The organism is Nostoc sp. DSM 114167, from assembly GCF_052692655.1.
Genome location: NZ_CP195116.1, coordinates 4,852,444 through 4,876,372, shown reverse-complemented (window position 1 = coordinate 4,876,372; position 23,929 = coordinate 4,852,444). Strand labels below are relative to the sequence as shown.

General features: G+C 39.0%; 19 protein-coding genes and 1 pseudogene. 11 read left to right on the top strand and 9 right to left on the bottom strand.

Annotated elements, in window-relative coordinates; all coding sequences use genetic code 11:
* Positions 1–186: 186 nt before the first annotated feature.
* Together NSTC731_RS20720 and NSTC731_RS20715 are read right to left on the bottom strand one after the other, a co-directional pair.
* Positions 187–753 (bottom strand): Uma2 family endonuclease, encoded by a 567-nt coding sequence (locus NSTC731_RS20720; protein WP_445632136.1) that lies wholly within the window; start codon positions 751–753, stop codon positions 187–189.
* A gap of 97 nt (positions 754–850) precedes the next feature.
* Positions 851–2,020 (bottom strand): tetratricopeptide repeat protein, encoded by a 1,170-nt coding sequence (locus NSTC731_RS20715; protein WP_445626583.1) that lies wholly within the window; start codon positions 2,018–2,020, stop codon positions 851–853.
* A gap of 534 nt (positions 2,021–2,554) precedes the next feature.
* Between NSTC731_RS20715 and NSTC731_RS20710 the strand changes: the two genes are divergently transcribed.
* From NSTC731_RS20710 to NSTC731_RS20670, 9 genes are all read left to right on the top strand, one after another.
* Entirely contained in the window at positions 2,555–3,817 is a 1,263-nt protein-coding gene (locus NSTC731_RS20710; protein WP_445626582.1) for a proton extrusion protein PcxA, read from the top strand.
* 261 nt (positions 3,818–4,078) lie between these two features.
* Entirely contained in the window at positions 4,079–4,555 is a 477-nt protein-coding gene (locus NSTC731_RS20705; RefSeq protein ID WP_445626581.1) for a hypothetical protein, read from the top strand.
* A 177-nt stretch (positions 4,556–4,732) separates the two neighbouring features.
* On the top strand, positions 4,733–5,602 hold the full coding sequence (locus NSTC731_RS20700) for a polyphosphate kinase 2 family protein (RefSeq protein WP_445626580.1): 870 nt from the start codon (positions 4,733–4,735) through the stop codon (positions 5,600–5,602).
* Between the two features lie 148 nt (positions 5,603–5,750).
* Positions 5,751–6,377, top strand: a complete 627-nt coding sequence (locus tag NSTC731_RS20695; protein WP_445626579.1) for a chemotaxis protein CheB — start codon at positions 5,751–5,753, stop codon at positions 6,375–6,377.
* A 251-nt stretch (positions 6,378–6,628) separates the two neighbouring features.
* Positions 6,629–8,524 carry a CheR family methyltransferase gene (locus tag NSTC731_RS20690; RefSeq protein ID WP_445626578.1) on the top strand — a complete coding sequence of 632 codons (1,896 nt, stop codon included), beginning with the start codon at positions 6,629–6,631 and terminating at the stop codon, positions 8,522–8,524.
* A 368-nt stretch (positions 8,525–8,892) separates the two neighbouring features.
* Complete coding sequence (locus NSTC731_RS20685; RefSeq protein WP_445626577.1) at positions 8,893–9,489, top strand: tRNA-(ms[2]io[6]A)-hydroxylase; 597 nt, start codon at positions 8,893–8,895, stop codon at positions 9,487–9,489.
* Between the two features lie 18 nt (positions 9,490–9,507).
* Positions 9,508–9,912: a VOC family protein gene (locus tag NSTC731_RS20680; protein WP_445626576.1), complete on the top strand. Its 405-nt coding sequence runs from the start codon at positions 9,508–9,510 to the stop codon at positions 9,910–9,912.
* A gap of 45 nt (positions 9,913–9,957) precedes the next feature.
* Positions 9,958–11,169, top strand: coding sequence for a precorrin-6y C5,15-methyltransferase (decarboxylating) subunit CbiE (cbiE, locus tag NSTC731_RS20675; protein ID WP_445626575.1), 1,212 nt, complete (start codon positions 9,958–9,960; stop codon positions 11,167–11,169).
* 429 nt (positions 11,170–11,598) lie between these two features.
* Positions 11,599–17,217 carry an ATP-binding sensor histidine kinase gene (locus NSTC731_RS20670; protein ID WP_445626574.1) on the top strand — a complete coding sequence of 1,873 codons (5,619 nt, stop codon included), beginning with the start codon at positions 11,599–11,601 and terminating at the stop codon, positions 17,215–17,217.
* Between the two features lie 92 nt (positions 17,218–17,309).
* On the opposite strand, the gene NSTC731_RS20665 is transcribed toward NSTC731_RS20670, so the two are convergent.
* The 4 genes and pseudogenes from NSTC731_RS20665 to NSTC731_RS20650 form a co-directional block, all read right to left on the bottom strand.
* On the bottom strand, positions 17,310–18,857 hold the full coding sequence (locus NSTC731_RS20665; protein WP_445626573.1) for a flavin-containing monooxygenase: 1,548 nt from the start codon (positions 18,855–18,857) through the stop codon (positions 17,310–17,312).
* A 117-nt stretch (positions 18,858–18,974) separates the two neighbouring features.
* Complete coding sequence (locus NSTC731_RS20660) at positions 18,975–20,639, bottom strand: tryptophan halogenase family protein (RefSeq protein WP_445626572.1); 1,665 nt, start codon at positions 20,637–20,639, stop codon at positions 18,975–18,977.
* A 67-nt stretch (positions 20,640–20,706) separates the two neighbouring features.
* On the bottom strand, positions 20,707–21,420 hold the full coding sequence (locus NSTC731_RS20655; RefSeq protein WP_445626571.1) for a hypothetical protein: 714 nt from the start codon (positions 21,418–21,420) through the stop codon (positions 20,707–20,709).
* A 510-nt stretch (positions 21,421–21,930) separates the two neighbouring features.
* A pseudogene (locus NSTC731_RS20650) lies at positions 21,931–22,110 on the bottom strand (alpha-2-macroglobulin family protein); the annotation flags it as partial.
* Between the two features lie 76 nt (positions 22,111–22,186).
* Here NSTC731_RS20650 and NSTC731_RS20645 point away from each other — a divergent pair.
* Together NSTC731_RS20645 and NSTC731_RS20640 are read left to right on the top strand one after the other, a co-directional pair.
* Positions 22,187–22,390, top strand: coding sequence for a type II toxin-antitoxin system HicB family antitoxin (locus NSTC731_RS20645; RefSeq protein WP_322672322.1), 204 nt, complete (start codon positions 22,187–22,189; stop codon positions 22,388–22,390).
* Positions 22,387–22,614 (top strand): type II toxin-antitoxin system HicA family toxin, encoded by a 228-nt coding sequence (locus tag NSTC731_RS20640; RefSeq protein WP_445626570.1) that lies wholly within the window; start codon positions 22,387–22,389, stop codon positions 22,612–22,614. Before NSTC731_RS20645 ends, NSTC731_RS20640 begins: the two co-directional genes overlap by 4 nt.
* 19 nt (positions 22,615–22,633) lie before the next feature.
* Here the strand turns inward: NSTC731_RS20640 and NSTC731_RS20635 are convergent, their stop codons facing one another.
* From NSTC731_RS20635 to NSTC731_RS20625, 3 genes are read right to left on the bottom strand one after another with little or no spacing between them, the layout of a single operon-like run.
* Complete coding sequence (locus NSTC731_RS20635; RefSeq protein ID WP_445626569.1) at positions 22,634–22,942, bottom strand: alpha-2-macroglobulin family protein; 309 nt, start codon at positions 22,940–22,942, stop codon at positions 22,634–22,636.
* Between the two features lie 53 nt (positions 22,943–22,995).
* Complete coding sequence (locus NSTC731_RS20630) at positions 22,996–23,385, bottom strand: hypothetical protein (RefSeq protein WP_445626568.1); 390 nt, start codon at positions 23,383–23,385, stop codon at positions 22,996–22,998.
* On the bottom strand, positions 23,382–23,921 hold the full coding sequence (locus NSTC731_RS20625; protein ID WP_445626567.1) for a hypothetical protein: 540 nt from the start codon (positions 23,919–23,921) through the stop codon (positions 23,382–23,384). The genes NSTC731_RS20630 and NSTC731_RS20625 overlap by 4 nt, the downstream gene beginning before the upstream one ends.
* Between the last annotated feature and the right edge of the window lie 8 nt (positions 23,922–23,929).

Here is a 23,929-nt window from a genome sequence, read left to right as displayed (position 1 = left end):
TTGATACTGCCAAAAGTTTTGATTTTAACTTTTGTGTTGGTATTTTTAGATTAGGTAACAATCGGGGAGAACTAGGGGAGGCAAGTCTTGAGACTATAAGTCAATACAGTTAACTTAACTGTATTGAACTATACTTCAGTTTGATGTTTTGTGTTTCCAGCTTCAAGTTTTTGAAGTTCCGCATATTCACACAAACAACCGCGCTACAGTGCAAACAAAATTTGGTAACAGAGGTGAAGAGAGGTCATCTGTTGGGAATAATGTTGCTACTAATTTCAGAACTGCTTTTTCTCGGCGATACACTTCAACTTGTTGTAATTGCCAGTTTAAAATCCAATATTCTTGAACTCCTCTAGAAGCATATAATTTTAGCTTGACTTCGCGGTCGCGTCGCTCGTTTTGGACTCCAGGGGAAAGTACTTCTACAACCAGTTCTGGCGCTCCCGTTAAATGTCCTTCTTGGTCAAGTAAAATGGCGAGGCGTTCTTTACTTACCCAAACCACATCGGGAATAACGTTATCTGCATCACTAAAAATAATTCCTGGTGTTGGGACAGCTTCACCAAGACCTGTTGAGAGTGACCAAGTTCTTAATTCTGCATAAATATTACCAATAGCTTTTTGATGTCCCCAATGCGGTGCCCTAGTCACAAATAATTCCCCATCGATAATTTCGTAGCGATTACCGTTATCTGGCAATAACTCTAAGTCTGCACTTGTCCAGCGTATCCGTTCATCAATGCTTTGGCTCATCGAAACCTCTGAATTTGTCATTTGTTATTTGTCATTTGTCATTTGTTATTTGTTATTTGTTATTCTCCTCCATACCCAATGCCCAATGCCCAATGCCCTATATCAACTGCATCTCTTGCAATCCCTGGCGTAGTCTCTTCGCTTCTTCGGGATTATATCTTTCGTGAAGGGCGATCGCTTTTCTAAAAGCTGCTAAACTATCTTGATGATTGCCAACTTTCAGCAACACTACCCCCAAATTTTGATATGCTTCGGCATAGTTGGGATTTAAGGTAATTGCATGTTGATAATATACGATCGCATCTGCAAATAAACCCAAAGCCTTAAATGTCATCGCCAAATTATAATGTCCAAAAACAAAAGTGGGATCGATTTTCAAAGCTGTGATATAAGCAGTTTTCGCACCGTTGAAATCTCCTGCTGCTTTGAGTAAGTTACCCAAGTTGTTGTATGCTCCTAGTTTGAGCATAGGATAAATTGGCAATTTGATGGCAGCTTGATAGTGATAAATAGCTTGTGGGGATTTTTGCAAGCGACTGTAGGCAATGCCTAAATGATAATGGAGTTCATATAAAATATCGTAGTTGTCTTCAGCAACGGTGATTCCATGTCTGAGCAAATCCATACCTTGAGAAATTTTCCCAGTTTGCACATACAACGCTCCTAATTTACTGCAAACATAGGGATCGTTGGGATGAGTTGCCAGAAACCCTTCCATCGCTGTAGCGGCTTTGGCATATTTGTTATTTTGAGCGATCGCACTTTTTTGATATCCTGTGTGTACAAGGGCAACCCCAGGTAAATAACCTATTTGCCAGTGGGGTTCTCTGGTTAAAATTTCTGACACACTATCATCTACCAAGGCATGGTAAGGACGGTCAAAACGAATATCTGGATGATTGCGGAATAGCCTGGAAACCAGAGAATAGGGAGATTGTTCTGCACCAACTTCTTGGCGGACGAGGTTGAGGAGCAAATATTCATCTCTTGCGATCGCCTCTTGTAACTGCGGTACAATTGCTGAAGTCAGAGTTTCATCAGCATCTAATACCAAAATCCAATCACCAGTGACATATTTGAGAGCTGCATTGCGGGCAGCACTGAAGTCATTACACCATTTAAAATGATGGACTTTTGCACCGAGTTGTTGGGCAATATTGGGAGTGCGATCGATTGAGCCTGTATCCAAGACTATCATTTCATCCACTACTTTTCTCACACTGCTTAGGCATTTAGGCAGTGTTGCTGCTTCGTTTTTCACAATCATGCATAGACTCAAACTCATAATTTAAAACTTGGGAGTGGGGAGTAGTGAATAGAGGGATAAGGGAGATGAGAAAACAACATCTTTACTTCCTATTCCTTTTAACAGTGATAAACTCTGCATAATGGAAAATTTGCTTTGATTGTGAAATGTTACAATCAGGGCTTTTGTATAGACCAGAAATACTGACATGTAGTGTCAATAATGACAGTGTAATGGATAAACTGCCAATCTATGCCGATCCATCTGAGTTTACAGGTAATATAAAATTGCTAGCGTAGACGTAGCCCTTCCTAGACATTAGACTTCTTGGCATTTGTCGGGGTAAAGGTGAAGGGGAAAAGGATAAAAAAACTCAAAATCCTTTCCCTTTACCTTTTTCCCTTTACCCTGAGAGTGCAAAAATATATTTTTGCAAGAGGTCTATTGCATCAGGGAGTATTACCTGAATCTGGATTGGACTAACTATTTAGCTGTATTACCCATTTTTTATGATTATATAACTATAATACACATTATCTAAAAGTCATATATGTAATGAAAAACTCACTTACCAGAACATTCCAAAAATATTTGCGATCGCTTAAGCGTTGGTTTTCAGATACGCCAGAAAGGGCACTTTTAGAAGCTTATCAAGCAGCTCAGAGAATTAAAAACATTGAGAACGAACATTTTGATAACAAAAAAATATCTTTACAATCAGTAAATTATACTGAAAATGTAATGTCTTATTGGCAAGTGTATCTTAATAAGAACCTAACTATTATTAAGATCAGGCTTGCAGAATTTCAGCTTAGTCGGGGAATTATCAATATTTCTAACTCTGTTTTATTAGAAAAGTTGAAGATTATTGATGAAGTAGTAGAGAAGTATGCTATCAAAGATGAAGTAATTAATAAGACTTCCTTAGTGCCCACTTATCAGCCTTTAAACATTAATGATAACGAAATCAAAAAACAGCTAAATTCAGCTAATGTAAACGATCCTCAAATTAACCCTCCAATTCCAAAACCTAAATTGCCTAAGAGTTCTATCGGCAGAAGGATTAATAAAATTCAAGCAGATTTTGCACCGCAGACAGAAGAAGAATTTGTCAGGAATTATCGCCTTTCTAAAGGTAGAACAATAATTGCTCTGCGATTTTTGATAGTTCTCATTCTTGTACCGCTTTTAACTCAATATTTATCTAAAGAATATATTGTAAGTCCAATCCTAGAAAGGGTTAGAGGAGATAATGCAACTACAATATTCATCAATTCTGATATGGAAAAAGAAGCTCTCCATGAATTCCATAGTTTTCAAGAAGCATTGAGATTTGAATATTTTATTAATCAAGCACCAGCACTTTCTTCAGAGTTAACACAAGGAAAAATTAAAAGTAAAGCAATTGAAATCTCGGAAGAATTTAGGAGAAAAAGCAATAGTAGTCTTAGTAATGTTTTTGCTGATTTAATATCACTATTTTCTTTTGGTATAGTTATCGCCATGAGCAAAAGAGAAATTGCGATCCTTAAGTCTTTTATGGATACCATTGTCTCTGGTCTGAGCGATAGTGCCAAAGCTTTTTTAATTATTCTGTTTACTGATATATTTGTCGGATTTCACTCACCAGACGGTTGGGAAGTCCTGCTTGCAGGATTGGCAGAACATTTAGGTCTACCACCCACTAGAAATGTAATCTTTTTCTTTATTGCTACATTTCCTGTGATTTTAAATACTATTTTTAAATACTGGATATTCCGCTATCTCAGTCGTTTATCTCCATCGGCATTAGCTACATTAAAAGAAATGGACGAATAGTTTTTCAGTAAGAATTCAGCACTCAGATGGTCGCCGAGCGTTGGTCATTGAATTTCGACTACGCGGTAATCGAGCGAAGTCGAGATTCAATTACCGCGTAGCCGAAATGAGCCGAGGTGAGTCAGGAGTCAGAATTTATCAGTAATGTAGAATGATTAGTATTTTCCCAAAAATCAATTAATTACAAATTACAAATTATTTTCACGCATTTGTCTTTTGATTCGCTAGGCTATGTATATCCTGGTTTTTCCGAAGTATACTATGGATTTTGAAAGCAAAGCTAATGCCTCAACTCCTACAGAAAACATAGAGTTTGCTCAACCAACTACTACCCGTAAACCACTAGAATTGCTGCGAGATACTGAGGCTTTACTTCGTCGCCCAACTGTAGCAAAACTGTCGCCAATTTTGCCATCAAAACTGAGTAATAGATTTCAAGCAGCCTCATCTTTAGCGGATGACTCCTTTAAGGAACTGGCAGAAATTGACCTAAATACTATTAGTGATTTTGAACTGCGTTCTGCACGAATTTTTATTGGCTTGAGCCTTGTTGGTTTTGGGGCACTGATGATATTGATGCTGCTGCTATACTTAAATACATTGCATCCAAAAACTAGTACAGTTGTACAGATTCGGCAATATTGGTATCAATATATTTGGTTTGTCTGTTTAGGTATCACAGGGATGTTTATCTTGGGACGTGAAGCAATGCGTCCGATGCCAAAGCGACGGAAGTAAGTAGATGAGAATAAATCGAAGTAGATTAAGTAATGTAATAAATCTTGAGATTAGTTTGCAGAGAGGCTAAAGTCCTCACTACAAACTTTTAATTATTTACGTTGCTTTACTTAACTTTCAGGAATCAACGCTTCAAAATGTGCTTTTGTATTAAATAGCTGTTAGGAGATTTGATAGATGAATCATGATGCTTTCATTGTTCCACCTGGTTCAAAGATTTCTTTGAAAAAAAACTATGACCCAGCTTATAAAACTGATTTCCATCAAAAAAGTGATGCTGCAACCAAATTAAAAGTAGATATTGAACGACTAGCTAATTACCAAAATATTCTCTATGCTCAAAACACCTATGCTCTGTTGATTATTTTTCAAGCAATGGATGCTGCTGGCAAAGACAGCACTATTAAACACGTAACTTCTGGTGTTAATCCACAGGGATTTCAGGTGTTTAGTTTTAAGGGCCCCAGTGCGGAAGAATTAGACCATGACTACTTGTGGCGCTCAATGAAAGCTCTGCCAGAAAGAGGAAGAATTGGCATATTCAACCGTTCATACTATGAAGAAGCGCTAGTGGTTCGCGTCCATCCAGAAATGCTTCAGAAACAACAACTTCCTCACATTCCTAATGGAAATAAGATATGGAAACAGCGTTTTGAAGAAATCAATAACTTTGAAAAATATTTGGTTGATAATGGCGTAATCATTTTGAAGTTTTTTCTAAATGTCTCTAAGTCAGAGCAGAAAAAACGCTTTTTAGAACGGATTGACTCTCCTGATAAAAATTGGAAGTTTTCAGATAATGATGTCCGAGAACGAGCTTTTTGGGATGATTATATGAATGCTTATGAAGAAGTTTTTAATAATACTAGTACTAAATGGGCACCGTGGTATATCATTCCTGCCGATCGCAAATGGTTTACACGGCTGATCGTTGCCAATATTATCTGCACAAAATTAGAAGAACTAAATCTGCAATACCCAACAGTTAGTGAGGAACATAAGCAGCAACTTTTGAAAGCGAAATCTATTTTAGAGCAGGAAGATTAACCTGTGAATTTGATCGGTAAAGGCAAAAAATACTGAAGTAGTTAAAATATATTGTATGATATATGTAAATAAGAAAAAATTGCAACTTAATTAATGTAATACTATTTGTAACTAAAGAAGTTATGCAGATAGTCATAGGGGCAAAATCATGATTGAAATGGCAGAAAATGCCAAAAATCATCCACCTCACTTTACTAATGCTGTTTTTGATATAGTGGCGATCGCAGCCTCGGCAGGCGGACTGACTGCTATAATTCAAGTGCTATCGACTCTAAAAGCAGAATTTCCTGCCGCGATCGCCATTGTGCAACACTTGGCTCCGGAACATCCGTCGTTTATGGCAGAAATTCTCAGTCGGCGCACAAATATTACTGTCAAACAGGCACAAGAAGGAGATTCCCTGACCCCAGGAACGGCTTACGTTGCTCCACCCGATCGTCACTTGTTGGTTAATGGTGACGGTACACTTTCTTTATCACAATCTGAATTAGTACATTTTTTACGTCCTTCGGCTGACTTATTATTTGAATCGGTTGCAGCCACTTACAAAGACAGAGCGATGGCCCTTGTGCTAAGTGGAACAGGTAGCGATGGCGCAATCGGAATAGAAGCAATTAAAAAAATGGGTGGTACTGTCATTGTCCAAGACGTAAAAACCGCCGAATTTGCAGGGATGCCCTCCGCCGCAATTAACACTGGCAATGTAGATTTTATTCTACCTCTTGATGAAATTTCTACCACCTTGGTAAGTTTAGTCATGGCAAAATTTAACTAAACTGAGAGGCATAGGGACAGGGGAGTAGAGGAGATATGTATTAAAGTGCAACCAACTTAGTGTCAACATAGTTTAATGAGGCTTTGAACTCCATTAATGAAGCTCACAACTCCGTTAATGAGGCTTTGAACTCCATTAATGAAGCTCACAACTCCATTAATGAGGCTTTGAACTCCGTTAATGAGGCTTTGATACTCGTGGAAGCATAATGAACTCCACTCCTTTATTCCTGCCCCCTGCCCCCTTAAACTATGACTTCCGCAGAAAAAGATCCTAAATTTGAAAATTTATTGGTTTATCTCAGACAAAGCCGGGGATTTGATTTTACAGGCTATAAGCGCTCGACTTTGATACGTCGAGTACTCAAGCGGATGCAGTCATTAGCCATAGAAAGTTTTGAAGAGTATCAAGACTATCTAGAAGTTTATCCAGAAGAATTTAATCATCTTTTCAATACGATTTTAATTAACGTGACCGCTTTTTTTCGAGATTCATCAGCTTGGGAAGAGATAGCAGAGCAAATACTGCCTAATCTGATTAACAATAAACAAGCTGCCGATCAAATCCGTATCTGGAGCGCTGGCTGTGCTTCTGGAGAAGAAGCTTATACCCTGGCAATGTTGATGGCCCAAATATTGGGAGCAGAGGAATTTCGTCAACGAGTGAAAATCTACGCCACAGATGTAGATGAAGATGCTCTCAACCAGGCTAGGCAAGCTGTGTATTCAGTAAAAGATGTCCAATCTATACCAGATGAACTGCGGCAGAAATACTTTGAACTTGTGGGGAACCGCTATGTTTTCCGCCAAGACTTGCGCCGCTCAGTGATTTTTGGTCGTCACGATTTGCTTCAGGATGCACCCATTTCGCGTTTAGATTTATTAGTCAGCCGCAATACATTAATGTATTTTAATTCTGAGACTCAAGGGCGAATTCTAGCCCGGTTTCATTTTGCACTAAATGATAATGGCTATCTGTTTTTAGGAAAAGCAGAGATGCTATTGATGCATTCTAATTTGTTTATGCCGCTGGACTTAAAAAATCGAATATTTACTAAAGTATCGATGGTGAATTTACGCGATCGCCTCTTAGTTATGGCAAATCCTGCAGATGACGAATCTAGCAACCGTTTGGCTCGAAATCTCCGATTGCGAGAAATGGGTTTTGACACAACTCCAATCGCCCAAATAGTCATTGATACCAATGGCACTCTGGTAATGATGAACGAGCAAGCGCGGATTTTGTTCGGTCTTTTCCCCAAAGATTTAACTCGTCCCTTCCAGGATCTAGAACTTTCCTATCGACCTGTTGAATTGCGATCGCTAATTGAACGGGCTTATACCGAACGCCGCCCTGTGAGCATAACAAATGTAGAGCGCTATGTGTCTAACACAGAAATTCAATATCTAGATGTACAAATTACACCTTTACAAGATACAGATGGCAGCTTTTTAGGAGTCAGTATTTCTTTTCATGATGTCACCCGTTATATTAAACTCCAAGATGCCTTGAAACGTTCCCAACAAGAATTAGAAACTACCAACGAAGAATTACAATCTACCAATGAAGAGTTAGAAACTACCAACGAAGAATTACAATCTACCAATGAAGAGTTAGAAACTACTAACGAAGAACTCCAATCTACCAATGAAGAATTGGAGACGATGAATGAAGAACTCCAATCTACTAATGAAGAATTACAGACAATTAATAGCGAACTGAGCCAGCGCACCACAGAACTTAATCACACAAATATTAGTCTCATTTCTATTCTCAGAAGTCTGCAAACGGGAGTAGTGGTAATTGACGGCAGCTTTAATATCTCTATTTGGAATTACATGGTCGAAGATTTATGGGGCTTGCGGACTGATGAAGTGATCGGCAAGTCTATCTTCAGCTTAGATATTGGGCTACCCGTCGAGCAGTTGCGATCGCCTATTCGTGAATCCCTATCCGGGAAAAAGCAGTTTCAAGAAATGATCCTCAATGCTACCAATCGTCGGGGTAGACAAATAAAATGTTACCTAGCAATTACTCCCCTGCTTGGAATTGAAATGCAAGGAGCAGTTTTGATGATGGTAGATGTAGAGAAAGTCAACAGTATGATTTCTACTCAAGAAATGGAGAAACGGCAGCGGCAGGAATGAGGGAGGTAGGGGAGTAGGGGGCAGGGGGCAGGGGGCAGGGGGCAGGGGGCAGGGGGCAATACTTGTCGGTTAAGGGGAAAAGGGGAAAGGGGAAAGGGGAAAGAAAAAACCTTTAACCTTTACCCTTTAACCTTTTCCCCAAACCCAATTCCGAGTTAAGAATGCACAAAGCGTGCAGTATTGGGGCAGGGGGCAGGTGGTCACTGAGCGTAGCCGAAGCGGGAGTAGGCAAGGTAGGGAGAAAAGACTTGATTTTCTGACGATAAATCCCGCAAAGTTTCTTTGGTGGACTAATAGTTTAAACTATTGAAAAATCCAAAATCCAAAATCCAAAATCCAAAATCCAAAATCCAAAATTGATTGACTCTGTGCTTACTCAGTTATCGACTATCAACGCCCTGAAACAGCCCACTAGTTCTGCTTGGTTAGAACAAGCGATCGCTAATTTAGATATCATCTTACTCGACCACTCCCACTGCGAACGCAAAGCAGCAGGGGTGGCCTTAAACATGATGTTTCGCTACCCTTCCAATACTAAAATGGTACGGGAGTTAACTGCGATCGCCCGCGAAGAACTAGAACATTTTGAGCTAGTCAACCAATGGTTAGAACGCCGGAATATTCCCCTAGCTCCTCTACCACCCCCTCCTTACGGCGCTCTTTTAAAAGCTCAAGTACGCCCCAAAGAACCTGAGCGATTTCTGGATTCCTTACTAGTCACTGGTTTAATTGAAGCTCGCTCTCACGAACGCCTGGGACTATTAGCTGCTCACTGTCCAGAGCCAGAGTTAGCAAAATTTTATCGTGGGCTAATGGCATCCGAAGCGCGTCACTACGGTATATATTGGGTTTTAGCTGCTACTTATTTCGACAAAGAAATTGTTATGCAGCGGCTTGATGAATTAGCAATTGTCGAAAGCGAGTTGCTGGCGACTTTGCACCCAGAACCTAGAATTCACAGTTAGTAGACTAACCCAACAGATATGAAGCTTCAGCTAACACACCTGAGACTGCTTGTCTCCAACTACAAAGATTCTTTTCTGTTCTACCGGGATCTGCTGAAATTTGATGTCGATTGGGGCGATGAAAATACCGGATATGCTGAGTTTAATACCGGATATCTCAAGCTGGGTTTACTCAAACAAGAATTAATGGCTGAAGTAGTCCCAAGAATTGAACAGCCTTCATACGTTGTCAATCGAGATAAAATAGTCTTGATTTTGGCAGTGGATAACGTGGATGAGGTCTATGAGCAAGTAAAGGCTCAAAATGCGCTCGTTGTGACTCAACCACGAGATCGCCCAAGCTGGGGAATCCGCACAGCTCATTTGCGCGATCCCGATGGCAATCTCATCGAAATCTACAACAATCTCGGAATTATCAGTTAAAAGTTCCTGCCAACAACGTTATGAAGTAATTAATCATGAATTAGCATGATACAGAAATGGCTTTCTATTGTTGGCATTGGGGAAGATGGATTACAGGGGTTAAGCGCGATCGCTCTTTCTTTACTCGATCGAGCGAAAGTAATTGTGGGAGGCGATCGCCATTTAGCAATGCTTCCTACAGACGATCGACGTGAGAAACTAGTCTGGACATCTCCCATTAGTGCTTCAGTAGAGGAAATCATTCAGCGCCGGGGTCAGTCAATCTGCGTACTCGCAAGCGGCGATCCGATGTGTTACGGCATTGGTGTCACCTTAACGCGGCGAATTCCCGTCTCTGAAATGACGATTATCCCCGCACCTTCAGCCTTCAGCCTCGCCTGTGCCAGGGTGGGATGGTCTTTGACTGAGGTAGAAACCTTGAGTTTGAATGGTCGTCCATCCTCCATACTCCAGTCCTACATTTATCCGGGAGCGCGACTGTTGATTTTGAGTGAGGGTAAAGACACCGCAGCGGTCGTTGCTCAAATTTTGACAAATCGCGGCTATGGTGGCAGTAAAATCACCGTATTGGAGCGTATGGGCGGCGCTCATGAAAGAATTGTGGAAGGTACGGCTGCATCCTGGAGTGAAATCGAAGTTGCGGCTTTGAATGCGATCGCAGTTGATTGTATTGCTGATACTGGGGTTATCCCATTGCCAAGATTACCAGGATTACCAGATAACGCCTACCGCCACGATGGACAGTTAACGAAGCGTGAAGTTAGGGCAATCACCCTAGCAGCTTTAGCACCCACACCAGGAGAGTTATTGTGGGATGTGGGCGCGGGTTGCGGCTCAATTTCAATTGAATGGATGCGGAGTAATACGCGATGTCGAGCGATCGCGATCGAACAAAATTCCTCTAGACTACTGTATATTGCTGACAACGCTGCTACTCTCGGTACTCCAAATCTGCAAATCATTGAAGGTAAAGCGCCCCATACCCTGAAAGATTTGCCAGCACCAGACGCTATTTTTATTGGTGGTGGGGTGACAGCAATCGGACTTTTTGATGTTTGCTGGGAAGCACTGCGGCCGGGTGGACGTTTAGTGGCCAATGTTGTCACAGTAGAGGGCGAGCAAACTTTATTTCAATGGTATGAACAAGTCGGTGGCAATTTAACTCGTATTGCCATTCAGCGAGCGGAACCTATTGGTAAATTTTTAGGTTGGCGAGCAATGGCGGCTGTGACGCAATGGGTAGTAGTGAAGTCTTAAAAATTGAATAAAGTTATGAGTGCGATCGCTTTTGTAATTTGGTGATAACTTACGTAAATTTTAATTGTTTTATACACATTATACTCTGTCAAATGTATCTTGCTGTCAAAACTATGAACAATTTTGAGTATATCCTCTACCTTTAGATACAGCAAAATGAATATCTGTCTGCGGTTAAAATGTCTAATATTTATGTGCGATCGCAGCATTTTTCAATTTTCGCTTTTTGAAGAAACTAAACATAAATAGCCACTCATTACCCGTTAATACACTGATCTTCTTATAGCTCAGTTACCTACAATCTGCTGCCAATTGGTGATTAATAATTCTAATTTTTAGCACATTACAAAATTACATGACTCACTGATAGTAGCTACTATGCTCTGGGTATACTAAACCAGAGAAAGAAAATTATCATAGCTAAATGCAATGTTAGTAGAATCAGATAAATTATTTTCTATACTTGGCTATCGCATTATTAAGCAATTATATTCAGGGAAAAAAACCTTAGTTTATCGAGCTATCAATGAAAAAGATCGGCAATCAGTTATTTTAAAATTGATGCGTAATGAAGATCCTAGTTTTGCTGAAATTAATCAGTTTCATAATCAGTACACTATTACCCAAAATCTTCAAATTCCAGGCATAGTCAAACCAATAAATCTAGAAAAATATCACAATAGGTATGTGATAGTAATGGAAGACTTTGGTGGTATTGCCCTGAATCTTTGGCAACAAGAAGAGCAGAAAAAAGGAAATCATTCTGTTTCATTGAGTGAGTTTTTCGATATTGCTATTGAAATTAGTGCAACTTTAGAACAATTACATCGCCATCGCATAATTCACAAAGATATCAAACCCGCTAACATTTTGATTCATCCGATAACGGGTAAGACTAGAATCATCGATTTTAGTATTGCAACTCTATTACCAAAAGAAATTCAATTTCTCACAAATCCCAATGTCCTAGAAGGTACTCTAGCTTATATTTCCCCTGAACAAACAGGACGCATGAATCGAGGTATAGACTACCGTACCGACTTTTATTCCTTGGGTATCACCTTCTTTGAACTCCTGACAGGGCAGTTACCATTTAGTACTACTGAACCGATGGAGTTAGTCTACTCTCACATTGCCAAAGAGCCGCCAAAAGCTAGTCATATTAACTCTAATATTCCCACAATTTTATCTGATATTATCAGCAAGCTGATGGCAAAAAATGCCGAAGACCGATATCAGAGCGCTCATGGATTTAAGCATGACTTAGAGAAATGTCAAAACCAATGGCAAGAGAAACAAAATATTACAGCCTTTGAATTAGGAAGTCGGGATATCTCAAATCATTTTGCTATTCCTGAAAAACTTTATGGTCGTCAAAGAGAGATTGAAATTCTCCTTACTACTTTTGACCGAGTGACAAAGGGAAGCACGGAAATGATTTTAGTCTCTGGTTACTCAGGGATTGGTAAAACTGCTGTGGTTAATGAAGTCCACAAACCCATTGCTAGACAGCGTAGTTACTTCATCAAAGGTAAGTTTGACCAATTCCAACGTGACATTCCGTTGTCAGGATTGGTGCAAGCCTTGCGAGATTTAATTAGTCAAATACTCTCCGAAACAGACGCCCAAATTCAACAGTGGAAAACCAAAATTTTATCGGCATTGAGTACGCAATCTCAGGTAATAATTAATGTAATTCCTGAACTGGAAATAATTATTGGCAAACAACCCCCATCTGCTGAACTTACTGGTAGCGCCGCTCAAAATCGCTTCAATTTATTGTTTCAGAGATTTATCCAGGTCTTCACTACGAAAGATCATCCTCTAGTCATTTTTCTAGATGATTTGCAATGGGCAGATACGGCTTCTTTGAAATTTATTCAACTATTAATGGATGGAACTTCTTCTCACCTTGCTAAAGATACAGAGAAAACATCTGAAAGTCAAGGTAGCTTGCTACTAATTGGTGCCTATAGAGATAATGAAGTTTCAAATCTACACCCTTTAAATTTGACACTGCAAGAAATTGCCAAAGTTGGAGGAGTAATTAATACATTTAAACTCTTACCTTTAAGTCAACTTGATTTAAACCATCTGATTGCCGATACGCTACGTTGTCCAGAAGTCATTGCTGTACCTCTGACTCAAATGGTGTTTTTCAAAACTAAAGGCAATCCATTCTTTACATCTCAATTTCTCAAATTATTATATGATGATGGACTAATTGAATTAAATTTTGATGCTGGCTATTGGAAGTATGATATTACCAAAATTAAAACCTTATCTTTTACAGATGATGTAGTAGAGTTTATGGGCATACAAATAGGAAAGTTGCCCCAGAATGTACAAAATGTATTAAAAATATCTGCTTGTATTGGTAATGAGTTTGACTTAAAAACATTATCACTTGTTAATGAAAAATCTGTAATAGATACAGCATCAGAATTATGGCAAGCATTACTTGAAGGACTGATTATACTTCAAAAAGATAGTTATAATTTGGCACCAGAAAATGATAGACAACTATTAAGCTTTTCAAGTAGAGAATCAGAAAATTTCTCAGCAACTAATTCTCAACTTCCCAGATATAAATTCGTACATGATAGAGTTCAGCAAGCAGCTTATTCTCTAATACCCGAAGACCAAATCAAGCAAATGCACTTAAAAATTGGGCTGCTTCTCTTGAAAAATACCCCAATTGCCGAACGGGAAGAAAATATTTTTGAGCTTGTCAATCATTTGAATATTGCAGCTGAATTTATCATCCATCAAGCTAAACGTAATGAGTTAGCTGAAATGAATCTAATCGCTGGACGTAAAGCTTTAGTATCAACAGCTTATTCATCGGCACTTAAGTATTTAACTACTGGAATTGAGCTACTAGCAGATAATAGTTGGGAGATAAAATATGACCTAACTCTAGCTTTGTATGAAATAGCAACAGAAGCAGCATACTTGGCTGGCGACTTTGAGCAGATGGAGAAATTGGCAGAGGTGGTATTAGTAAGAGCTAAAACACTCTTAGAAAAAGTGAAAGTCTATGAAGTAAAAATTCAAGCTTATGGCGCACAGGGTCAAGCACTAGAAGCTGTTAATCTTGCACTAGGATTTTTAAAATTATTAGGAGTAGACTTTCCCTGTAATCCTCAGCAGTCTGATATTGAAATAGCATTAGCAGAAACAGCATCACATCTAAGCGGCAGGAGTATTGAAGATTTAATTAATTTACCCCAAATGACGGACTCTCGGTCATTAGTAGTGATACGTATATTATCTAATATAACTGCTTTTACCTACACAGTTGTTCCCACATTGTTTCCATTAATAGTTCTGAATCAGATCAACTTATCGATTAAATATGGCAATGCATCTTTATCTGCATTCGTGTATGTTGCTTATGGGATTATATTGTGCAGTGTAGTGGGAGATATTGAGTCTGGCTATCGATTTGGCAAACTGGCTGAAAGTATGTTGAGCAAATTCCAAACTCAAGAAGTTATGTTGAAGGTAATTCAAACATATAATCAACTGATCAAACCCTGGAAAGAACATGTTAGAAATACTTTAAAACCTTTGATAGAAGTTTACTCTAACAATTTAGAAACAGGAGATTTAGAATTTGGGGCTTATTGTCTTTATACATACTCCTATTATGCATATTTTATTGGTAAGGAATTAGTTCCTCTTGAGCAGGAAATGGCAACGCATAGCAATGCTATCAAACAAATAAAACAAGAGCGGGTTTTTCATTGGAATGAAATATATCGCCAGATGGTATTGAATTTGTTAGGTTCTTCAGAAAATTCTTGTTGTTTAATTGGTGACGCATATAATGAGCAAACAATGTTACCGATTCATATGGCGGCTAATGATGGAGTTGCAATTATTTGCTTGTTTATTTGTAAACTGCAACTATGTTACCTATTTACAGATTATTCCCAAGCACTTGAAAATTCTCTGAAGGCAGAACAGTATTTATCTGCTGGTCTAGGAATGATAATCAGTGCTCAATTCTATTTTTATGATTCATTAGTACAGCTTGCTTTGTATCCTGATGTTGATGAAGATCAACAAGAAATAATTATCAAAAAAGTTAGAGAAAATCAGGCAAAAATAGCACATTGGGCACATCATGCTCCAATGAATTACTTACATAAATTTCATTTAGTAGAGGCGGAACGGCATCGAGTTCTTGGTCAATATCTTGAAGCGATAGATAATTACGAGAAAGCTATTTCCCTTAGCAAAGAAAATGAATACATTAACGATGAAGCTCTGGCTTGTGAATTAACAGGAATATTTTATCTCAAATGGGGTAAACAAAAAATTGCTCAATTATACCTCACTGATGCCTATTATTGCTATGTTCGTTGGGGAGCGTTAGCCAAAGTTTATGATTTGCAAAAACGCTATCCTCAATTACTTCTCCCCACGATTCAGCAAGAAGAACTTAGCTATTCTTACAGTGAAAATAATTTACCTGAACTGAGTCTACACCTATCTACACTTAGCAATAAATCTACTTTGGTGACGAATGAAACTGTCATTGGCTCCAACACTAGTATTTCAGATATGTTAGATTTGGGAACTGTCATTAAAGCTTCTCAAGCTGTATCTGGAGAAATTGAATTGGAGGCACTTCTTTCTACTTTAATGGAAGTTGTGATGGAGAATGCAGGAGCTTCTAAATGTGTGCTGATATTGAGTGAAGCTAATAATTTAGACTTAACTATTGCTGCAATTAGTTCTGCTTCAACTTTTAGAGATACTCACACAGAGTTTTTATCTATTCCTTTCGAGTCTAGCGATATTGTTCCTATTTCTCTGATTAATTATGTCAAACGAACCCAAGAAATATTAGTAATTGATGACATTACAGATCGAGCTTCTTTTGCGATAGATAGTTATATTAACCGCGAGCAACCAAAAAGCATATTATGTATTCCAATGCTTAATCAAGGGAAATTGCTGGGGCTAATCTATCTAGAAAATAATTTAACTACAGCAGCATTTACACGCGATCGCCTAGAAGTTCTCAAGCTTTTAACTATCCAAGCTGCAATCTCTTTAGAAAATGCCATTCTCTACAATAATTTGGCTAAAGCGAATGAGCAGTTGGAGGAATACAGCCATATACTAGAGAAAAAGGTGCTAGTAAGAACAGCAGAACTAAACGAAAAAAATCAGCATTTGCAAGAAGCTCTAGAAGAATTACAAAGTACCCAAAGTAAATTAATTCAAAGTGAAAAAATGTCTTCGTTAGGGCAAATGGTGGCGGGAATTGCCCATGAAATTAATAACCCTATCAATTTTATTCATGGTAATATCACTCACGCAAGTGATTATGTTCAACAATTCCTAGATTTGATTAATATTTATCAGCAACAATATCCCCATCCCTCAGCAATAGTAAAGCATAAAATCGAGGAAATGGATCTAGAATTTATGACAGAAGACCTGCCAAGGGTTCTCGATTCGATGAAGTTGGGAAGTTCCCGTATCCGAAATATTATTCTGAGCTTACGTAACTTCTCTCGTCTAGATGAATCGGAAATGAAACCTGTCAATATCCATGAAGGCATCGACAGTACCCTAATGATTTTGCAGCACCGACTCAAAGAAAATAATAATCGCGCGGAAATTGAGGTATTTAAAGAATACGCACAACTGCCGAATGTTATTTGCTATGCTGGTCAACTCAACCAAGTGTTTATGAATATTTTAAGTAATGCGATCGATGCTTTAGAGGACTACAACAATGGAGAAGATTCTCCAAGGAAAAATCCTCAGATTCGTATTCGTACTGAACTAGGAGAAGTAAATACATTGAAGATTCGGATTGCTGATAACGGTTATGGGATGACTGCACAGGTACAGCAAAAAATATTCGATCCATTTTTTACCACTAAGGCAGTAGGAAGTGGTACGGGGTTGGGGTTGTCAATTAGTTATCAAGTGGTAGTGGACAAACATAAAGGTCAGTTAAGCTGTGAATCAACTCCAGGAAAGGGAACTGAGTTTGTGATTGAGATTCCAATGCAACAGTAAGACAAGCTGTTAATACTGAAAAATTTACAATACTCAGCACTATCCATAATACGGTTCGGTTTAGAACTTCATCGAACCGTATTATGGAGATATCAAAGAACGCTTTTTACCTTTACACTTGCCGCGATCGCAGAATCATTAAGAGATGGCTGTTGTTTTGCTTGTAATTCCTGTCGAAGATTCTTGTAGGCAGATGGATCTGCTGGCATCATCAACTCTCCAAGCAGGTTTCCTGGTTTGCGGCGGGTGCCAAGACCCATATCCTGAAGCAACTCATCAATGTAATGGAATGTAAAAGGAGTCACACATGCTCCACTAACGAAAGCATAGGGCCTATCTTTCTTTCTCCATTCCAACTCTGCTGTTACATCCTCTAACATTTGTTGCGGGGATGGTAAAGATATATTTCCTTTGACATACTCTGATAACCATCTAGCACCAATTTCTGCTGATAACTGGGCACAGAAAGTATAGTTATAACCCACAAAACCCATCTGGGGAACATGAGGGTGAATGAGATGGCGGTAAAGATGGAAAGTGCCTTCCTCATCAAATACGTGTCTGTGGTACTTCTCTTCTAAAAAGGGGATATCTTGAAGAAACCCTGTGCCAAAGACAACCACATCTGCCTGTATTTGCTCCCCGTTATCCAATTCGACACCACTAGCAAAAAACTTGTTGATTTTTGTCTTCACAGCACGAATTTTGCCTGCGCGTACATGTTCAAAAAAGTCTTTAGCGATCAAGCCGATACTACAACCAATCAATTTGTTCATCGGTTGTTTGGGCACCATCCCACAAGCATCAAGGGGAAACTGTAAGCGTATGATAGTCTCATTTAGCCGCCAGAATGCCCACACCAGTGGCTTGCCAAAACTATGCAGCCACTTTTCCCATCCTTGAAGTTTATGATAGGGCATCCAAGTTTCTGCAAACCGAGTCAGGAAAATATACTTGATGTTGAACAGACCGAGAAAGAAGTTGGGAATTTTCCACAGCGCTTGACGGAACACAAGGGTACATTCCTTGGCCTTACTAGCTGCGAGATTCGCTAAATCGGTGGCTGACTTGCCAAAACCAACAACAACCACGCGCTTGCCCTCAATTACAGAGCCGTCATTAAAGTTATTACTATGTATTACCTTACCTCCGGCGGCAATGAACTCTTCCATTCCCGGCAAGTTAGGAATATAGGGAATATCATAAAGACCATTGCACACAATCACAAAGTCGAACTCGTAATTTTGTTTTCCGATCTCCTTACCATTTTCTTGAAAGCTAACACTAACTATCCATCCAGGAGTATTTCCTGATTTGCGCTCCACTTTAGTTACGTTTGCACCGAATTGAATTTTTTCTGTGACACCAAAGTGTTGGGCATAGGATTCAAGGTAAGCGCATATTTGCTCTCCTGAGGGCCATTCTGGATAAGAGGCAGGCATAGGATAGTCTGAGAAAGCATAGGTGTCTCTGGGATTTTGCAGCGACAGTTCTGGGTAAATCCTCGATTTTTCCCACACACCACCAAGTTTTTGCCGCTTCTCGAACAATGTAACCTCGTAACCTTCTTCAAGAAACGTCTTGGCTGAGACTAATCCGCTCACGCCTGCCCCAATCACGCATATTTGTTTCGCTGTCATCTTGGGTTATCCTCAATTATTATCGGACTTACGCCAAAATACACGAGGTAAGGGCAATTCATAAATTGCCCTAAGAAGAAAATCACAGTTTTGACTATTGTTTGCGTAAGTCCTATATTAAATTGGCACAGGAATTTGATATCCGCTATCGTTAACTGATGAAGTCGGAAAATGATTGTCGCTGAGGTATTCTGAGTGTTCTTGAGACTTGATTACATAAGTTAAGTATTCATATTGAGAGGGTAGATTTTTGCTCAGGTAATTAGCTTTTTCCTTGATTGCCTGAAATTTAGCTAGCGCCTTCTCGTCGTTAAGATGCTCCAGCAGAGGTAAACTACCTTCAGGCTTATGATTGAGTCCAAGTAACATTACCGAATAAGAGTATGTCTCGAACCCATGAAAATATGGATTGATATTCTTTTTATTTGGTAATCTGCTTTTCCACAACTTTAACTTTTCTTGCAGTTCTGTAGGAACTTTAATTTCTTGCTTAGTTGCTTGCCAAAACTTTGTATCTGCTCGATCGCTGGCACGGTAATGGAGTACCAAAAAGTCCCGAACACCATCTAGACAGTTAGCGATCGCTCTATTATAGTTGCGGATCAACTCTTCATTGAACGACTTCCCTGGAAAGTGATTGACTAATTCTTCGATTCCATGCTGAATAAAAAATATCCCAGTAGATTCCAATGGTTCAACAAAGCCACTGGAAAGCCCTATTGCTACACAGTTTTTCACCCATGAGTTTCTGTTACGTCCAATCCTCATCTGGATATGAGAGGCTTTGCAATTATCAGCGACATTTCCTAGATGCTGGCGAAATTCTTGTTCTGCTTCCTGTGCAGAGATGAAGGCGCTGGAATAAACATACCCTGTACCATCTCTGCCATACAAAGGTATATTCCAGACCCAACCTGATGAGAGAGCGGTTGCAGTTGTGTAAGGGTTGATGCCATTTTTCTGAATATCGCTTGGTATCTGTATGGCGATCGCGCGATCGCACAGTAGCGACTCTGAATAAGAAATGAATGGCTCACCAAGAGCTTTGTTAATCAAAAGACCACGGAAACCACTACAGTCAATGAAAAGGTCTCCACTGATAATGCCATGCTCGTTAGTGTTGAGACTATCTATGCTTCCATCCTCAGTTAAATTTACATCTACCACATCATCAACAATTTGTTTCACGCCCCTCTGTATTGAATAATCTTTCAAAAATCTAGCAATTAGATTCGCATCAAAATGGTAGGCGTAAGGATATTGCCCTTCAGCATCAGCAAGTGTTATAAGATTTTTTTCAGAAAAATGTTTCTCTGAGAATAAATGTTCTACTCTGTCATCAAAGATTTTACCGTTAAGATATCTCGGAGACCTTTGACGATCGCACAGCGTTGGTGCCATGAAGCAGGAATAATCAAATGGCTCATTGGCACTCTTAAGTTTTAACCACCATTCAGAGATACTGAATCCATCAATAAAATCAAATCTTTCAAAAGGATGGTAAAAGTGTCTTCTATCTGAATTCCAATCAACAAATTTAATCCCCATCTTATAAGTAGCATTGCATTTTGGCATCCATTCATACTCTTGTAATCCCAGAAAATCAAAAAATGACTTGATGCTACTAAAAGTTGCTTCGCCAACTCCAACTTTTGTAATATTAGAAGACTCTACCAAGGTAATCTGAACATTTTTTTTCAAAGCTTTGCTCAAATAAGCTGCGGTCATCCAACCTGCTGAACCACCACCGACAATTACAACATTTTGTACATGGTGTGACATAGTAAAATTTCTCCTTACGGTTTTAATTAGGTATTAGTTGTCAATTTCAAGAAGCTGGTTCGTTAATTTATACAGCTTTTAATAGTTGCTCAACTTTATGGTTTTTGGCATATACCAAAAGACTATTTGTAAATTGGGTAAAAACTGTAAATAAGTTTTCAACCAGTTCCAAAGCTTCTTGTTGGGCTGCTTCTGATAGTTGAATATCTTCTAACAATTGCTCTATTCCAGATGAACCTATCATGTGACCAGTTTCAACATCCAAATGAAAATCTGCAAAATATCGGCATGGTTTTTGGGTAATTGCTTTAAGTTCTTTGCCAATCTCTGCGGCTACAGAAAACATTATATTGCCTGTTGCTTCGGTAACTTCAATGACTATTATTTTTTGAATAGGAGTAGCTTGCAAAGTATATCGATAGAGTTGATAGCTCAACCAGCGAGCATTCTGAGTTTCTTCACTCCAAAGAAATTTCAATGCATCACTAAATTGCAAGGTTTTGTCAAATTCTAAGTTTTTCAAATCTTCCAGAAACCACAGCCAATGATGGTCATCTTCATAAGTATGCTTATTAATTAATGTCTGAATTGGATCGTTTGTTGGTTCTACCCGCAAAAAATACTTATTTAGTTCTCCAAAATTCATAACAAAATGAGCAGCACATGGTGCCCAAGCTAACCTTTGTCTGGGATTTATACTTTTATCTTGCATAAAATTAAACAATGGCACTTGAGCAAATTCTTGTTTTTTTTGTTCAATCAATGCTAGTACTTGTTGCATTTTTAATTGTGCAGATTTTCAATGTTTAATATTCAAGCAGAAGTAACTTTCCGACTTTGTTGTGGGAAGGGAATCTGCCCAAGCTTTGGTTGTTCAATTACCAATTTTTTTTGATAGTCATTAGCTCAAAACTCACTATTTGAATAGCAAATAATGTCTAATTTGTGATATTGCTGGTTTAGTTAAGAGTGTGTAGATAATTGGTCTTTGAAGACACGATAAATCCCGCATCTACATCAGGGTTTTAGATGTATTGTGTTAGATCGTATTGAGGCTAACGCTAAATTGTAACCAGCTAATTTACTGTTGTTGTTTTAACTTTAACTTCAACATATCTATGTAATAAACGTAGTCTTTACTTAAGTACGCTTGTTAAGAAATCGTATTATATGAGTGTTTCCTGCGTTCATAAAAACCAAATCGGCTAGTTAAACGTTCTACCTAGCTAAAATTTGAGTATATACTTGGAAAAATTTTTAGACTTGTTGTAGCTAAAGATAGTATCAATAATTACTTTTTATTTTTCAGTATTAATATAGACTCAGCAGTGCGCCCAAATTCTTCTGGCGCATATTGCAGGTGAACTTGGGCACCAGGCCAAGAAAATTTACTAGGAGTCACAGAACGGACTAAATAATAGAGGGTATAAACTCCTGGTTTGAAGTGGTCGGCGTAGGCGATGGCATTATCGCCTCTCTTCTCTCAGTAGCGGTAGTGCGATCGCCATAAATCATTGAAAATAAAAAAGTAACTTTATTGTCAAGTTATGAAACTCAGAGTTGTATTAGAACCCAGTGACGAAGGCGGATACACCGTCCATGTTCCCTCACTTCCTGGCTGTATCAGTGAAGGAGAAACATTAGAAGAAGCATTAGAGAATATCCAAGAAGCAATAGAACTTTACCTTGAGCCATTGGAAGATGAATGGATTACTCAAGAAGGCGTAATAGTCAGGGAATTGGTACTGTGAGCAAAGTTCCCAATTTACCTTACACTCAGATTATCGCTGCTTTAGAACGGGATGGATGGATAGTTGTACGCCAGCGAGGTAGTCACATTAGATTGGAAAAAAGCATAGCGGATGAAGTCTTAAAATTAACTGTTCCAGCTCACCGCCCAGTTAAGCGTTCCACCCTAGCTAAGATTTTAAAGCAGGCCCGTATAGATTTGGAAAGATTTTTAGATTTATTGTAGCCAAAGATGGCATAAATAATTACTTCCCATCCTCCAATATTAATGTAGACTCAGCAGTGCGCCCAAATTCTTCTGGTGCATATTGCAAGTGAACTTCTGCACCAGGCCAAGAAAATGTCCCAGGTGTCACAGAACGGACTAAGTAATGCAAGCTATAAACTCCTGGTTCCAGGTGGTCGGCGTAGGCGATAATGCGATCGCCTTCTCTTGTCTCAGTAGCGGTAGTGCGATCGCTCTTGTTACAAAAGTTCATATAGTCATAGATATTCTCACGGCGCAAAGCTTCATCAGACAAGTCTAGACTGTTAGCTGAATGACTAAGTACCACTGTAGACTCAGCAGCTCAATACTACACAATAATTCTTTGGCTAAGTTTGACTGTTAATCTACCGTCAGATTCCTCAACTTTTCTTCATCAAAAGTAAGCCCGTGACGTTCTAAATATGGGCGCAAATTTATTTGAATGAATAAATCTTTTAGTTCTTGGGCAATTTCTTGGGGTGGATTTCCTGATAATGCGATCGCAATTAAACGTTCTGCTGCTTGAAATTCACCACAGTCTATTGCAAGAGTTGCAGCACTACGATGCAATACTGAACGAGTTGGTTCGGCATCAAGTTGATTGGCAATCAATGCAGCAGCTTGAGATTCTTTTTCAAAAGCTTGTCGAGAAACTTGACTAGCTTGCTTTAAGTCTCCTCTGAGTTTAGCAGTAAAAGCTGCTTCGGCTAAATCCATCGCTTGTTTATGCAACTCCTGAATCTGACTCATTTTTCCACAATAAAAGATAGGGGTCTGCTAAATTCAACAATAATAACGTAGGCAGGAAATTCGCCATCGGAAGGATTAGTTTGCTCGATTTTTTGTTTGACTCTAGCTCTAATTCTGCTATCATCTGCTTTACGTATACCTGAAACTTCCAGTCTGACTTGATTTTGAAATGGAAGTTCACCTGCTTCATCTTCGCTACCTAACCAATAATCAAATCCAGTGCCTTTGCGCGATCGCTCAATCACTGTAAACTGAGTCAATTGTCTAATGAGCATAAAGGCTATACCATAGGCTGCTTGTTCTGTGGTGAACTCTTCATCATTCCAGCAGCGCAGCATTTGCTGTGTAACGGTTTGCCAATATAGTCTGAAGGTGGTAGTAAAGTCTCCATTAACTGTGAGTTCTACACCCTGTAAATGACCTCGATCCTCTAAACACACCGCACAAGCTTCTGCTAAAGCTGCTCCAAAAGATGGAGTTATAGCGGGTAGTCCTTCTCCTAATTTAGTTAATACTAACTCTTGGGGTTTATCCAAGCTAAATA

What these genes read in the sequence shown, in the direction of transcription:
- cbiE (WP_445626575.1), top strand. Translation starts at nt 9,958, where the DNA reads ATGATACAGAAATGGCTTTCTATTGTTGGCATTGGGGAAGATGGATTA.
- NSTC731_RS20715 (WP_445626583.1), bottom strand. Translation starts at nt 2,020, where the DNA reads ATGATTGTGAAAAACGAAGCAGCAACACTGCCTAAATGCCTAAGCAGT.
- NSTC731_RS20670 (WP_445626574.1), top strand. Translation starts at nt 11,599, where the DNA reads ATGTTAGTAGAATCAGATAAATTATTTTCTATACTTGGCTATCGCATT.
- NSTC731_RS20655 (WP_445626571.1), bottom strand. Translation starts at nt 21,420, where the DNA reads ATGCAACAAGTACTAGCATTGATTGAACAAAAAAAACAAGAATTTGCT.
- NSTC731_RS20630 (WP_445626568.1), bottom strand. Translation starts at nt 23,385, where the DNA reads ATGAGTCAGATTCAGGAGTTGCATAAACAAGCGATGGATTTAGCCGAA.
- NSTC731_RS20695 (WP_445626579.1), top strand. Translation starts at nt 5,751, where the DNA reads ATGATTGAAATGGCAGAAAATGCCAAAAATCATCCACCTCACTTTACT.
- NSTC731_RS20720 (WP_445632136.1), bottom strand. Translation starts at nt 753, where the DNA reads ATGAGCCAAAGCATTGATGAACGGATACGCTGGACAAGTGCAGACTTA.
- NSTC731_RS20665 (WP_445626573.1), bottom strand. Translation starts at nt 18,857, where the DNA reads ATGACAGCGAAACAAATATGCGTGATTGGGGCAGGCGTGAGCGGATTA.
- NSTC731_RS20645 (WP_322672322.1), top strand. Translation starts at nt 22,187, where the DNA reads ATGAAACTCAGAGTTGTATTAGAACCCAGTGACGAAGGCGGATACACC.
- NSTC731_RS20710 (WP_445626582.1), top strand. Translation starts at nt 2,555, where the DNA reads ATGAAAAACTCACTTACCAGAACATTCCAAAAATATTTGCGATCGCTT.
- NSTC731_RS20660 (WP_445626572.1), bottom strand. Translation starts at nt 20,639, where the DNA reads ATGTCACACCATGTACAAAATGTTGTAATTGTCGGTGGTGGTTCAGCA.
- NSTC731_RS20705 (WP_445626581.1), top strand. Translation starts at nt 4,079, where the DNA reads ATGGATTTTGAAAGCAAAGCTAATGCCTCAACTCCTACAGAAAACATA.
- NSTC731_RS20690 (WP_445626578.1), top strand. Translation starts at nt 6,629, where the DNA reads ATGACTTCCGCAGAAAAAGATCCTAAATTTGAAAATTTATTGGTTTAT.
- NSTC731_RS20700 (WP_445626580.1), top strand. Translation starts at nt 4,733, where the DNA reads ATGAATCATGATGCTTTCATTGTTCCACCTGGTTCAAAGATTTCTTTG.
- NSTC731_RS20680 (WP_445626576.1), top strand. Translation starts at nt 9,508, where the DNA reads ATGAAGCTTCAGCTAACACACCTGAGACTGCTTGTCTCCAACTACAAA.